The organism is Paenibacillus sp. NPDC057934 (genome assembly GCF_042887565.1).
GTDB lineage: Bacteria > Bacillota > Bacilli > Paenibacillales > Paenibacillaceae > Paenibacillus_AQ.
In genome coordinates this window covers 13179-26882 of sequence record NZ_JBHVPB010000009.1, presented here as the reverse complement: position 1 = coordinate 26882, position 13704 = coordinate 13179, and the positions used below count along the sequence as shown (strand labels likewise).

17 protein-coding genes are annotated in these 13704 nt (G+C 45.4%); 6 read left to right on the top strand and 11 right to left on the bottom strand.

The window, feature by feature from the left end; all coding sequences use genetic code 11:
- Positions 1-7: 7 nt before the first annotated feature.
- Positions 8-523: an ADP-heptose synthase gene (locus ACFVRY_RS20490; protein WP_387502161.1), complete on the top strand. Its 516-nt coding sequence runs from the start codon at positions 8-10 to the stop codon at positions 521-523.
- A 92-nt stretch (positions 524-615) separates the two neighbouring features.
- Here the strand turns inward: ACFVRY_RS20490 and ACFVRY_RS20485 are convergent, their stop codons facing one another.
- Positions 616-927 carry a HesB/YadR/YfhF family protein gene (locus tag ACFVRY_RS20485; protein ID WP_387502160.1) on the bottom strand — a complete coding sequence of 104 codons (312 nt, stop codon included), beginning with the start codon at positions 925-927 and terminating at the stop codon, positions 616-618.
- Positions 928-1405: 478 nt separating this feature from the next.
- On the opposite strand from ACFVRY_RS20485, the gene ACFVRY_RS20480 reads away from it, so the two are divergent.
- The 5 genes from ACFVRY_RS20480 to ACFVRY_RS20460 all read left to right on the top strand — a co-directional run bounded on the left by ACFVRY_RS20480 (position 1406) and on the right by ACFVRY_RS20460 (position 7397).
- Complete coding sequence (locus tag ACFVRY_RS20480) at positions 1406-3154, top strand: ABC transporter ATP-binding protein (protein WP_387502159.1); 1749 nt, start codon at positions 1406-1408, stop codon at positions 3152-3154.
- A 40-nt stretch (positions 3155-3194) separates the two neighbouring features.
- Positions 3195-5288 carry an ABC transporter ATP-binding protein gene (locus ACFVRY_RS20475; protein ID WP_387502158.1) on the top strand — a complete coding sequence of 698 codons (2094 nt, stop codon included), beginning with the start codon at positions 3195-3197 and terminating at the stop codon, positions 5286-5288.
- Between the two features lie 515 nt (positions 5289-5803).
- Positions 5804-6241 carry a hypothetical protein gene (locus tag ACFVRY_RS20470; RefSeq protein ID WP_387502157.1) on the top strand — a complete coding sequence of 146 codons (438 nt, stop codon included), beginning with the start codon at positions 5804-5806 and terminating at the stop codon, positions 6239-6241.
- A gap of 1 nt (position 6242) precedes the next feature.
- Entirely contained in the window at positions 6243-6503 is a 261-nt protein-coding gene (locus tag ACFVRY_RS20465; protein ID WP_387502156.1) for a helix-turn-helix transcriptional regulator, read from the top strand.
- A gap of 3 nt (positions 6504-6506) precedes the next feature.
- Positions 6507-7397: an NAD(P)-dependent alcohol dehydrogenase gene (locus tag ACFVRY_RS20460; protein ID WP_387502155.1), complete on the top strand. Its 891-nt coding sequence runs from the start codon at positions 6507-6509 to the stop codon at positions 7395-7397.
- A gap of 540 nt (positions 7398-7937) precedes the next feature.
- On the opposite strand, the gene ACFVRY_RS20455 is transcribed toward ACFVRY_RS20460, so the two are convergent.
- From ACFVRY_RS20455 to ACFVRY_RS20410, 10 genes are all read right to left on the bottom strand, one after another.
- Positions 7938-8168, bottom strand: a complete 231-nt coding sequence (locus ACFVRY_RS20455) for a hypothetical protein (protein ID WP_387502154.1) — start codon at positions 8166-8168, stop codon at positions 7938-7940.
- A gap of 125 nt (positions 8169-8293) precedes the next feature.
- Positions 8294-8647, bottom strand: a complete 354-nt coding sequence (locus ACFVRY_RS20450) for a hypothetical protein (protein WP_387502153.1) — start codon at positions 8645-8647, stop codon at positions 8294-8296.
- Positions 8648-9079: 432 nt separating this feature from the next.
- Positions 9080-9454: a site-specific integrase gene (locus ACFVRY_RS20445; RefSeq protein ID WP_387502152.1), complete on the bottom strand. Its 375-nt coding sequence runs from the start codon at positions 9452-9454 to the stop codon at positions 9080-9082.
- Between the two features lie 79 nt (positions 9455-9533).
- Positions 9534-9953, bottom strand: coding sequence for an RHS repeat-associated core domain-containing protein (locus ACFVRY_RS20440; protein ID WP_387502151.1), 420 nt, complete (start codon positions 9951-9953; stop codon positions 9534-9536).
- 287 nt (positions 9954-10240) lie between these two features.
- Positions 10241-10849, bottom strand: a complete 609-nt coding sequence (locus ACFVRY_RS20435; RefSeq protein WP_387502150.1) for a class I SAM-dependent methyltransferase — start codon at positions 10847-10849, stop codon at positions 10241-10243.
- Positions 10846-11310 carry a hypothetical protein gene (locus ACFVRY_RS20430; RefSeq protein WP_175373324.1) on the bottom strand — a complete coding sequence of 155 codons (465 nt, stop codon included), beginning with the start codon at positions 11308-11310 and terminating at the stop codon, positions 10846-10848. Before ACFVRY_RS20430 ends, ACFVRY_RS20435 begins: the two co-directional genes overlap by 4 nt.
- Positions 11311-11370: 60 nt before the next feature.
- Positions 11371-12084, bottom strand: coding sequence for a hypothetical protein (locus tag ACFVRY_RS20425; RefSeq protein WP_387502149.1), 714 nt, complete (start codon positions 12082-12084; stop codon positions 11371-11373).
- Positions 12081-13037 carry an ATP-binding cassette domain-containing protein gene (locus ACFVRY_RS20420; protein ID WP_387502148.1) on the bottom strand — a complete coding sequence of 319 codons (957 nt, stop codon included), beginning with the start codon at positions 13035-13037 and terminating at the stop codon, positions 12081-12083. The genes ACFVRY_RS20425 and ACFVRY_RS20420 overlap by 4 nt, the downstream gene beginning before the upstream one ends.
- Positions 13027-13182: a hypothetical protein gene (locus tag ACFVRY_RS20415; protein ID WP_387502147.1), complete on the bottom strand. Its 156-nt coding sequence runs from the start codon at positions 13180-13182 to the stop codon at positions 13027-13029. Before ACFVRY_RS20415 ends, ACFVRY_RS20420 begins: the two co-directional genes overlap by 11 nt.
- Before the next feature lie 159 nt (positions 13183-13341).
- Positions 13342-13689: a four-helix bundle copper-binding protein gene (locus ACFVRY_RS20410; RefSeq protein WP_387502146.1), complete on the bottom strand. Its 348-nt coding sequence runs from the start codon at positions 13687-13689 to the stop codon at positions 13342-13344.
- Between the last annotated feature and the right edge of the window lie 15 nt (positions 13690-13704).

The following is a 13704-nucleotide window of genomic DNA, read 5'->3' as shown; positions in this document are numbered from 1 at the left end:
GATAATGATGTCAAGACAATTTGTGACGGAAGCCGTCATGATGGCGATTTACGGTCAACTTCTAGTGCCGGGAAGCCCTGTGGAATACATAGTTCCCTACACCTCGGTGATGGAATTATATGAACTGCGGGACAGCGATGAGCCGCTGATGAACCGTGCGGATGACGATAAGCATGTCAAGAGCAGAATCGGCGAGCTGATCGCATATTTTGAAGAACCGCTTAATGCCAAGAAAATCAATCGTTGTCTCGCTGTGCCTTGGGCCAAAAGCTCCGGGATTCTCCTCGGCGGACAATCGCAAATTACCATCATCAACAGTATGGATACCGCTCCATACGGTGAGATGTTTGACCCGATTGAGACGGAGCTGCTTCTCTCCTCCCAGCGGGAGAATGTGCCTATTCTGACAGACCAGTTCGAGCTGATCCAACGCATTATAGAAGGCGGCGTCCCGGTTCAGGTGTTTGATATTGACGATTTTGATTTTGCGATGGAGGAAGATTCCTTCCGCAGCTCCCATTGATCCAGGGTAACTTCACGGACTGATCACCATATTCCATATGAAAAGCCCCTGCCTCGGCAGGGGCTTTTTGAAAATATTAGAATGTGCTACTTCTAAAGATCAGTGGTCGCGGTCTTTGCTATATAATTGTATTCGATATCGTCCTCAGCCTCATGATATTCAATAGCGAGGTCATACCCCTCCATATACCACAAATCCTGCTCCTCCATAAAGAACACAATACCCTCCTGCTCGGTCCGGTCACCTAACGCTACAGGGGCTTCGGTGGCCAGCCCCAGCGAGAAACCAGGGTGAAGTCCGCCGCCCGAGCTATACCGCGGAAATAAACGAATAGAGTCTCCGCTATTAAGCGCCAGCTCCCGCTTGAACCAGGCTGCCGCTGCTTGGCTAATTGCCATACTCATCTCTCTCAACTCCTTTGTGTAACTTTAATCATACTGAAAAAACTCAAAGATTCCAAACTGCTTTTGAAAAAAAAGCTAAAAAATTTGTTTGACAACGCCTTGAACCGAATGATAAACTCTGAACATAACGAATATTCTTCAAGTAATTACCAAAAAATGAACGAAAGGGTGAGAGCGGTGTTTTTCACAGTACAGAACCATTACTTTACAATTGTCGGTAATCACACACAATCGAATACCGAAGCAGCCCAGATGGTGGAGCTCTCCTGAAGTTTTGCGGATCACACATACCGCATGTCTTAAGGTAACGAAAATCTTTCCATGCCAGGTGCTGCTTTGCACCGTGCGCATGATAGCCTCTAATTACACAGGCATATCGTCCGTTTTCGGATGATATGTCTTTTTTGTTGGAGATTTTCCACTATCCGCTGTAGCTCAACTGCCAACTTTATTACAACTCGAAAGGAAGGGATTTACCTTGTTCTCTGTTCTTAAAAATCTCGGATGGTTCTTCCGCCGGGAAAAAAGGCGCTATATGGTCGGCCTTTTCCTGCTTATCGCAGTAGGTGTGATGGAATTGCTGCCACCTCGTCTACTAGGCAATGCCATTGATGAGATCGTCCGCGGCTCCGTCACAGCTAGCTCCCTGATCAAGTACATTGGTCTAATCGTGGCTTTGCTGCTCGTAATCTATTGGATCACGTACATATGGATGCACAAATTATTCGGCGGCTCCAACCTTGTAGAGCGTCTGCTGCGTTCCCGGTTCATGAATCATCTGATGACTATGACCCCCTCTTTCTTCGAACGCAACCGCACCGGCGACCTTATGGCCCGGGCCACCAACGACATCCGAGCAGTCTCCGCCACTGTAGGTTTCGGCATGCTGACCCTTGTAGATTCCACGGTATATCTTACCGTTGTCCTGCTGGCGATGGGATTTCTCGTCAGTTGGAAGCTTACACTGGCTGCCGTACTGCCCCTGCCACTCATTGCAATAGCAATGGTCTTCTATGGTAAAGCCATACATGACCGGTACAGTCTGGCCCAGGATGCTTTTGGTGATATGAATGACCAGGTTCTGGAATCCGTCTCCGGTGTGCGCGTGATTCGTGCTTATGTCCAGGAACGCCTTGATGAGAAGCGCTTTGCTGACATCACAGAAGATGTATATCGTAAAAATATGGCTGTAGCCCGGGTCGATGCCTTCTTTGAGCCAACCATCCGTTTCTGTGTAGGCTTGAGTTATATTATTGGACTCACCTACGGAATCTACTTAGTCTTCCGCAACCAGATCACGCTCGGCGATCTGATCTCCTTCAATATGTATCTCGGGATGATTGTCTGGCCGATGTTCGCTATTGGCGAATTGATTAACATTATGCAACGCGGCGGCGCCTCGCTGGAACGTATTGACGAAACCACGGGAACCCAGCCAGATGTGACCGATCTTCCGAATCCTGTAGATGTTGCAGCCGGTCCTAACGGCATTGAATTGAACAATGTGACCTTCCGTTATCCTTCATCCACCATTGATAATCTGATCGGGATCAACCTGTCACTTGAACGCGGACAGACACTCGGCGTTGTAGGGCGAACCGGTAGCGGTAAATCCACATTGCTGAAGCAGCTTCTCCATGAATATCCGACCGGTAGCGGAGACATTCTGATCTCTGGCGTGCCGATCCAGAAGATCACCCTAGACCAGTTGCACAGCTGGACGGGCTATGTTCCGCAGGAACAAATCCTGTTCTCCAAAAGTGTGCGGCAGAATATTCAGTTCGGACTGGAGAATGCCGGCGATGACAAGATTATGGACGCCATTACCGCCGCTGCATTCCAGAATGATCTCGGCACCTTGTCCGATGGGCTAGATACGCTAGTCGGCGAACGTGGAGTATCCCTCTCCGGGGGACAAAAGCAGCGTGTCTCGCTGTCCCGAGCATTTATCGCCAATCCGGAAATTCTGATCTTGGACGATGCTCTGTCCGCCGTAGATGCACGGACTGAAGCAAAGATCATTGAGAACATCCGGCAAGAGCGTGCTGGTAAAACCACGCTGATCTCCACCCACCGTCTCTCCGCCGTCGAACACGCCGATCAGATTGTTGTGCTGGACAACGGACATATTACGGAGCGGGGAACACACGAAGAGCTGCTTGAATTAAACGGTTGGTACCGTGAACAATATGATCGACAACAGATTGAGAATAACCTGTCCAACTAATCAGCCTGAGCTACAGACCAACTAACAGGAGGTGTCACCGTTGACACAAAGTACAGGCAAACGCCTGCTCCAATATGCATTAACCGCTAAAAAAACATTTATCGCAGCCTTGCTGCTGCTGTCCATCGGCGTTGCGGCTGAGCTTGCCGGCCCCTTCATCGCCAAGAGCATGATCGACAATCATATGCTCGCGATTGAAAAGCCTTATTTCAAAACCGCATCTTCGGAGGAAGCCGCGGTCTATCATAACGAGTATTACAAACGCGCAGACCGGTTCCAGCCGGGCGAGGCCAAAGGCCAGGAAATCCGCCTGTTGCAGGCTGGACGCAGCTTCTATTTTATCAACAGTCCTGTAGAGCAGCCCGATGGCGAACGCTCCTTCCGTGACGGCGAGCTTCATATCGTCCGCGGCGGGAATGAGGTCACCTATCCGGCAGTGAAGCTTTCTGTGGATGAGCTATTCGCCTTCTACAAACCCGAACTGCCGGGCATCTATGAGCTGGTAGGGTTGTATGCCCTGTTCCTGGTAATCTCCATCTTCGCCGAATTTGGGAAAACCTACTGGCTGCAATCATCAGCCAATCAGGTTATCCGTAAGCTGCGGACCGATGTCTATGCGCATATCCAGCGGCTTCCGGTCCACTTTTTTGACAACCTGCCTGCGGGCAAGGTCGTTTCCCGGGTCACGAATGATACGGAAGCCATCAAGGACCTGTTCATCGCCGTCTTATCCAATTTCAGTACTGGTGTGATTAACATTATTGGTGTCTATATCGCACTGTTCCTGCTGGATGTCCAGCTCGGACTAGTCAGTCTCTTCATTATTCCGGCACTGATCCTTTGGATTGTTATCTACCGGAAGGTGGCAACTAAGTACAATACGATCATCCGCTCCCGTCTGAGCGAGATCAACGCCATTATCAACGAATCCATTCAGGGGATGTCGATCATCCGAATTTTCCGCCGCCAGAAGGAGCGCAGCGAAGAGTTCGAGAAACTAAACGACGATTACCTGAAATATCAGAACAAAATGCTTAACCTCAATGCGCTGACCTCGCACAATCTGGTCAACTCAATCCGCAGTCTTTCCTTTGTACTTGTTCTCTGGTACTTTGGCTTCGGTAGTCTGGACGGCTCAACGTTTGTCTCGCTGGGTGTGCTGTATGCCTTCGTTGATGTGCTGGGCCGGATGTTCCAGCCGATCACAGGTATGGTCAACCAGTTGGCGAATCTGGACAGCTCCATGGTCTCCGCCGGTCGTGTATTCACGCTGATGGATGAACCGGGAGAAGCAGTGACCGACGGCACCATGCCTCGCTACAAAGGTGATGTAGCCTTCAAGAATGTATCCTTCGCCTACAAAAAAGACTTTGTCCTGCGCGATATTTCTTTCGAGGCTCGCCCGGGTGAAACTGTCGCCCTGGTGGGACACACAGGTTCCGGCAAAAGCTCGATCATTAACCTGCTGTTCCGATTCTACGATCCGCAGAAAGGCTCAATCACGATTGACGGCCAGGAGGTCACAAGTCTGCCGAAGCAGTGGATACGTAACCATATGGGAATCGTACTACAGGACCCTTACTTATTCACCGGCACCATTGCTTCCAACGTCAGTCTTGGGGATGAACGCATCTCGCGTGAGCGTGTGGAACGGGCGCTGCGTGAGGTTGGTGCAGATAAACTGCTGGCCCATCTTCCGCAGGGCTTCGACGAACCGGTAGTGGAAAAAGGCAGTACATTGTCTGCCGGACAGCGTCAGCTGATTTCCTTTGCACGGGCTCTGTCCTTCGATCCGGCGATTCTGATTCTGGATGAAGCAACCTCCAACATCGACACCGAGACGGAGAGCATTATTCAGGAAGCGCTGGAGGTGCTGAAGAAAGGTCGTACCACCTTCATCATCGCCCACCGTCTCTCGACGATCCGCTCCGCAGACCAGATCCTGGTGCTTCACCGCGGGGAAATCGTGGAACGCGGCAACCATGATGAATTGATGGCACTCGGCGGAAGATACTTCCGTATGTATCAGCTCCAGGTTGGTGCTGCTGCAACCGAAAGTGCAAATCCTGTTACAGCCGGTTCGGCACATCAGGCTTCTGCTGCTGGATTGCAGCCAGCATTCAAGAAATTGTAGTATTGATATGCCCCCTATGCCTTTTTTTGGCGGAGGGGGCTTTTTTCACTACAGGAATAGCTTGTGTAGCTCATCCGTAAGTGATCATTCTTAAGTTCAGCAAATAGAAATGATTTAAAAGATAGGAAATTGGGGATCACAGAGATCACAAGTCCACACTTCACTGGAATAATTGCCTGAGACTATGTTGAGCCTAGGTTAGATGCTTCAGAGTGGCTTTGGTAGCAGGAAAATATCCCGTTAAATGCTTCCTTTCACCTTATCAGTGCTTGCCAAAACCACTGCTTCAGAGGGTTGAAACTCATGGGGGGGCTAACGGACACCAAGGTCGTTATTTACACTTTGGAGCCGTATGCGAGAATTTACGTTGTGTTTTTTAATACGTTCTATAAATGAATTTAACTTAAATCTATCTAAAATGTAAAAAATATTTGACACAAAGTGAAGTTAACCATATTCTATGTATATAATTATTTACATCATGTTAAATAAAACAGACACAAAGGAGATGCCTTATGACGTACCACTCCAAAAAAGCAATCGTATCCATCCTCACCTCTCTTCTTGTTTTCCTCTATCTTTATATTGATATCCAGGGGGTGAGTTCCGCAGGAGTAGAATCTCTGCCACAGCTTTGGGGAGTCTTCTTCCTGAAATGGATCGTAATCGAGGTTTTGGCGAAGATGGTGATCCTGATTGTTTTCAATATTTTGAATAGGTTAGCTACACGAGAAGCAGAACCTTCCTTTACCGATGAACGTGATCGAATGATTGAGCTGAAAGCGGTCAGAAATTTTTGCTTTATGTTTTCCTTTGTTTTTTTTGTCGCAATGGGTGCTCTAGCGATTCATCAACCTCTCTCGGCCATGTTTAATATCCTGGCAATAGACTTCTTTCTCTCCGGCCTAGTATTGAACCTGTCTTACATCTTCTATTATCAGAGAGGATATTGAAATGAAAAAAAACTTGGTCAAGAATAACATACGACAATTACGATTTATGAAACATGAGATGACCCAGCAACAATTGGCCGATCGGGTCGGCGTGACAAGGCAAACCATCGTTGCTATTGAAAAAGAGAAGTACTCTCCCTCCCTCGAACTGGCGTTTCTGATTGCTCAAGTGTTTGAGCTGCCGCTGCAAGAGATCTTTTCTTTTCATCCGGAAGGAACTAACAGTAGTAAAGCAACTTCACTAGAGGAGGAAGGGAAATAGCCTATGAAAGCTGCCATTTGTACGAAATACGGGGGGCCGGATGTTGTTCAGATTCAAGAAGTCAAAACACCCTCTGTTCAAGACGACCAGGTATTCATAAAAGTGCATGCGACCACCGTAACTTCTGGTGACTGTGTCTTGCGTACCAGCAAGATGCTACTAATGAGGCTGCTCTTTGGTCTCACAAAACCAAGAAAAGATATCCTGGGAAGTGAATTATCTGGAACAATCGAGGCTGTCGGTAAGAACGTCATCAAATTCAAGAAAGGCGATTCCATCATTGCCTACACCGGGATGAAGGTTGGCGCTCATGCTGAATATATAACTCTCTCCCAGAATGCCGTGCTCACGACAAAACCGGAAAACATGACGTTTGAGCAAGGTGCAGCTATTGCTTTTGGCGGAACGACGGCTCTGCGCTTTCTCCGAAAAGGAAATATCCACAGAGGTCAAAACGTGCTCATCTTTGGAGCTTCCGGAGCCGTGGGCACTTCCGCTATTCAGCTGGCTAAGCACTTCGGGACCACTGTTACTGCTGTATGCAGCAGCCGTAATTTTGAACTGGTGAAGTCGCTCGGAGCAGATCACGTCATTGACTATACCCAAGAGGATTTTTGGAAAAAAGGGACGACTTATGACCTTATATTTGATGCCGTAGGCAAAAGCTCAAGGTCCAGCAGCAAACAGGCATTAACTCCAAACGGCAAGTACATTTCAGTAGCAGGCGGGCTTGCCAAAGAAAACCTTGACGACTTGATCCTTCTTAAAGAACTTGTGGAAGCCGGGGAATTGAAATCCGTCATCGATCAATGTTACCCTTTCGAACAGATCTCACGAGCTCATAGTTACGTTCAAAAGGGACATAAAAGAGGGAATGTAGTCATAACTTTGTAGTTTTGTAGTCGTCAGATGGATGAATTGTGGAGGAACGATTGATTATTTCGGACTTGCGTACTAATCCTTATTAAAAAAATCCCTACACTCACATGTGGCACAGACTGTTATTATCAATAGCTTAATATTTTTCTTACATGCTTAGAACGTTCCTAAACCAACAAATGTAGCTTGTCCAAATCTACACACCGTTTTTCTAATAATGGGTTTGCTGAGTTTATCAAGACCTAAATTTAAGAAAGATAGATATATTAAAGGGTTTCACATAAGTCATGACTAATATGTGAAACCCTTTATGTTCAACTATCGTGTCCCGTTAGTTCAATAGCTTCCTCTTCAAAATGGAAATGTATTCTGCTTCTAGCCCAGTTATCTTCATAATTGTATCTTCTTCGATTCCTTCAGCTAATGCATTTCGAGCAAACCGCAAAGCGTACTTGTCAGTAGCCAGTATTCGATGAAAGGCATTTCTATCCTCAAATGATAAATAGTCATCTGCCGTTATACCATCTAACAAAAATTCCATATCATATGTTCCGATCATTGTATGCAGATAATGTAAACGAAGGGAACAAAAGATGGCGGCACCTTGACGATCATAATAAAATCCTCATCCAATTTGCCTAGAAACAAACCATGATAACCATCTTTGTCCTGATTTTCCCAGATACAAAAAGCGTTCCAGAAGCCCTCGATTGTTCTCTGTATAGCATTATGCTCTTGCTCCCAGCGAGTGAGGAATCCAATATCCACCATGTCATCCCCCAACATATAAAATCATCTCATCCATCACATTTCAGTTTACAGACTCGGTCATTATAACATTAGCACATTTTGGAACTATTCTGCCCGTTAGTTGAGAAAAGCCAGTGCAGTAACCTTTCGGTATTGAACTATCACGTCAATCTTTCGGAGATAGTTTTACTTATTTCTTCAGGGTTTTTAACATCAATGATTAACTTTGATATTTTTAATTTACCAACAAGAAAATTATTCAAGTCAAAATGAAGGGTATCAACCTCATTATTAAAAAAGTAGAGATGATAACCTCCATTGAATCTAAATAATCCATTTCTTGTTCCTCCAAAAGAAAAACCATAAAGCTTGAAAGCATTTGGTATGGGTCTACCTGTTGTTATCCCCTTAATCGAAGAGTATGGAATTTGCAACCCGTTATCTAATTTTAAAAAGGGCGGATTTCCAAGATCGATATTTAGATGGGTTTCCATTAATTGAATTGTACGTTCCATTCGTTTAGCCCTCCATAACGCTTTAGTATTTTTAAAATATATTTACATATTACACCATAGATAATCTTATTTATAGAATTTATTGGGCTAATTTACCCAAGAACTGAACATGCAAGCGAATATTTCGCCGGTTGCATAATGGAATATTACATTATCCTGCCCGTTAGTTGAATAGGGCGGCAACGCAGATAGATTGTATTTTATGTATGATTCAGGGTTTGAATTTCGTTTTGTAAGCTTTATTGCACTTTGGTGCAGCGATTCAATATATTTTAAATTATGGCTTCTTTGAAGATCCTTTAAGTCATTCCATAAAGGCTCTGAGTTGCAAATGAAGTTTAAAAATCCAGGAATAACATTCAGATAAACTACTGCAGTAGACCAAGAGAAATTGTTTTATTTAAAAGACGTTGCTTTATATATTTTTTAACATTACTCCGAATTGAGGGAAAAGTAATCATATAGGCTTGTTACCACTGTGATTATAAGATTCACTGATTTTTCTGTTCTTTTCGCTTCAATCTGTTGTAATGGAGTAACTTTTCCACTTTCAAACGGATTACGCAACCACCCTACAAAGTCAGCAAGATCCTTAACTCCTACTTCTTTGTAATCTATCTTCCGCTCTTCAAGATAAGTGCAATACTGTTTTAATGCATAGCAATAAGTCTTCAGTGTATTGTTGCTTTTACCTGTCTGATTGAGGTATTTTAAATACTTCATCACAGGAACAACTGGAACATCTACCGCATCCAACAGCAAATATCTCTTTTTATTATCATTCAGAATTACTTCTTGTACTCTCACAACAGCACCCCCAACGAAAGCTTTTATCCTCAATATATTTAATAATTTATACTAAGATTTAAAGCCTAAGTTAATATTTCTATGAGTCTAGTAACTCATACGTATGCCATTGCCTGTCCGATAATTCAATCAATGACTCTAAAGCCATTTCTACATCTATAGTTCGTGAACTAATTGAAAATAAAAATTCTTCAAACAGTTCTTTTAATTGAATTGTAGACATGTAATCAGGTAACGATTTATAATAATTCAACAACATTTTTTCACCTCCCAAAATCAACAGGAATGTGGGTAATATCGCTTGGATTTCTATAGAATTGCCCGCACCTGTAGTGCCGGGTAAGCCAGCTTGGGCATCTGTCATATGAGCAGTTGGGTCTCTATACCTCAGAGGATTATCAATCTGTCCTTCAAACGTATCCTCATTTAAAAACCGCCCGATACTTGGATCATAATACCTTGCCCGTAGATAGTAAAATCCTGTCTCTTCGTCATACACCTCACAAGTGTACTAAAACGGCTTTCCATCCTTCTATTTATTTATGAAGTGGTTCAATTCATATCTGCTCAACAATTCGTTAAATAACAGTGATACTTCTGAATTTGATAACGAAGCTACCCTCAAATAAAACTCATTAGTTAAGATAAATAAACAATAACTCTGACAAGAGCTGCTCTTTAAGGTTTTTAAAAAGACATTATATCGTCAAGGACTAATTTTGAGAAAAATCCACAAAAAAAGGCTTATAAAACAGACCCGTCGGATCCATCTCATAAACCTGCTCCTTATTTCTTAACGATATAATCGACAAAGCCCTGGCGAATACGTTCGCCTTCATAGATTCTCTCCAAGGTACGGTCTTCTTTGAACAAGACTTCCATATTTCCGAATAAGGGATCTGCTTCCGAAGCTGTGTAATAGGAATGAATGACCGGCTGATCGTCATCAAACTGTTCATACTGGTGCTCTCCAAGGTGAGGACCTTCTCCGCAACGAAAATCATTCACTGTAAGAAAGTTAACGAACAGTACTCCCCCTGGTTTTAGCACACGGATCATCTCTTGCAGGGACTGGGAAACCTCTGCTTTTCTCATATGAAATATCGAATTATAGGAGTACACGAAACTGAATGATTCATCGGCAAAAGGCAAGTTCCGCATATCCCCACGCACAATGTTCAGCTGAAGCCCTCTTTCTTGTTCGTAAGCCTGGGCTTGCGTTATAGCTACAGGATCAAATTCAATGCCGCTAGTACTATATCCATTTTGGGCAAACAACCCTAAAGAAGGGCTGTCTCCTCCCGCGCCGCAATCCAGCACCGTACGTTCCAGCCCAGTTTCATTGCAATAACTGAGATAACGATATAAAGGGACGTGTTTGAATATTTCTTTCATATCAAATGCTCCTCTTCCAGACCCAGCTTCGCGTACAATTCTGTACAGTACCCCTGCAAGGTCTTTTCCAGTTTACAAGCTTTATTCTTGAAGCGTTTCAGCTCACGCAGCATTTGAGATCTTCCCGCCGGGGTGAAGGTCTCCTGAATACGCTCCTTGAAATAATCGTGGACAATATGATTACGCTGCTTCCAAACCTCTTGTAATTGAGCCGTTTCTTCTTCAGAGAACGGAAAGTGATGCTGGATTTCTTTGATGAGTTGGCCGAGGGAGTTGCTGAGTTTGCGCTGGTACAGATCTGTAAGATCGGCTTCCGTGGGCGTCTTTCCTTGCGAAAGCTTGGTCAGCAGAAGCAGATTCGTGAGCTGCTGCTCCAGCGCCTGACAATAGTAGACTGCCAAGCCAAAATAGGCAAACAGTTCCTTTGATTGTTCACTCTCCGGTATTCTGGTATCCTTCATCGTTCCTCCCGTTCAGTATCTTTGGATTTTGAATACACCTCTGATTTTTAGATAGAGCTGTTAATTTTTATTCATATCTCTCTTGCCTGCTATGTAGCCATAGAATCCGATCAATAATGCTGTATATATTGAAATGTGGAGAAAAGGAATCAGCACGTCCACCCCAGAGATCTGGTCGGCATTCATCATGGCATCCATGACTGGAGACACCGGTGGGAGTAGCGGCCGCAGATAAGCCAGCGAACCCGGTAAGAATTCGGTGATCTTCGTACCACCAATGGACACTATGATCACACCAAGCATGATTCCGGTAGCATGACTGGCTTTCTTGATCATGGACGATTGCAGGAACAGTGAGATCGCTATCCCTAACATTCCGAGCAGCGCATGACCAACCAAAGCGAGCATGATTCGATATAACCCTGCTTGTTCATCAAAACGTCCAGCCGCCAACGGATATACAACGATCAGCACATCAAGCAGCAGAGTCAGGACCACGAGTGTGAGGAGAGATCCCATGTTGTATTTTCTGACACTACGCAAATGAACGGTTGTCAGTTGTCTCTGTACCGGATGTTGATGGTTTAGAAAGCTCAAGCCCAGCCAGGCACAGCCGATAAATAGGATTACAGCTGTAGCAGCATAACTGTTCATCACTGGATTAGGTGTATACGAATACAGCACTAGAACGGCAATAATGATACCTGCAAAAGGGGCAAAGTACCGCTGGGAAAGCGTATAACTTTGCAGCATATACACAACAAGCGATGTCATGACCTTCCGCCCCCTTCAGGGGTCTTTGGATTCATCCACTGCTCCAAACCTGTCCAGTCATCGCGTGGTTCAACGGATACAACAGATCCTCCCCGCTCCAGCACCCGTCCCAAGTACTCATCAGATACCGTAGCATCCACGGTCAGTCCTATACAGGGCTGATCACGTAATTCCGTCACGGCTTGCATGGAAAGAAACCCCCGCTGTTCCCGCCATTGAAGGAGTTCTTCCTCCTGCAAATGCTTGAATACTATGTATGTTGCGGGACGTGCGGATAACGCCTCCATTTCCTGCTGCGTTCGTACAGTTCGTCCGGCTTGCAGAATGTGCAGTTGGTCGGCCAGAGCCTCCACCCATTGCGGCTCATGAACGGAGAATACCACGGCCGTTCCCTTCTCCTTCCGTTCACGCAGCAGCTGAACAAGAGTATTTTGCGCAGAAAGGTCAAGACCTGACATCGGTTCATCCAGCAGAAGCAACTCCGGCTCTATCAGCAAGCTCTGAATCAGGTTTATCTTCTGCAGCATCCCTTTGGAAAAGTTAATCATCGGCTGCCCCCGGAAAGGTGCCAGATGAAACAGTTCCAGTAACTCTGCCATTCGTTCTTCAATCTCAGCGCTAGATAACCCGCGTATTCTTCCCATACTGCGCAGATACTGCTCCGGTGTGAATTTCAGCCCTGGAAACGCCTCGGGCACATAGCCAATTACCAGGTCAGCTTTCCTGTGGATGACTCCCGATGTAACCTGAACTAGACCTGCGAGAATGGACAACAGCGTACTTTTGCCGGAACCATTTCGTCCAATCAGCGCAGTGATATTTCCTGGTCGAATACTCATCGACACTTCTTGGAGCACCAGGCGTCCTGTATACATTTTGCTCACAGCCTCAAGTTCGGTACAAGCGGCTTCGGCTGGACTCTCAGCTATGCCCTTTCCCGCTTTAATGCCCATACGCCAACCACCGGGAATCTTGCCGCTCGGACCATCTTACAGTTGTATTCTTGTCCTTATCTATGTTATCGCGCAAGGCCTGCAATCTGCTCCGGCCAGCACATTTCCAATACGTCTGAGTAGTGCCATTCACAGGATCATTCATACTACACACTCCTTTACTACCTCCTTGTAATTCGCCGGGCGCCTCCCTTTTTCCTCTTAATAAATCTAATTTTTGGAGAGAAAATGAAATAAAACCAGACCCAAGTTATCGCTAACTTAAGGTCTGGTTTTAATATTGTAAAAGATTCAGGGCAGCTTCTTAAGCATACACTTCAACTGTCTCACTAATCATACGGCAGGCTTCTGCACATTCCCGGCAAGCTTCAATGCAGCTCCGGCAATGCCTATGTACATGCTTACTGCTCTCATCTGCACAGGCTTCGCAAATATCTGCGCACAGACGCAGAATCTGAACCACAAACGGACTTCGACGTGTCATGGCCTGGATGGCAAAGGAGCAAATGTCCGCACATTCCCGATCCAGCCGGATGCTCTCACGAAGCTCCTCCAGGTGGTACTCTTTCAGGCTTGAGACATAGCTGTAATTACAGGCGTTCATAGTCTTGATACAAGCATCAATGCACTCCTGATACTGAATTCGGGTCATAGCCTTAACCTCCTG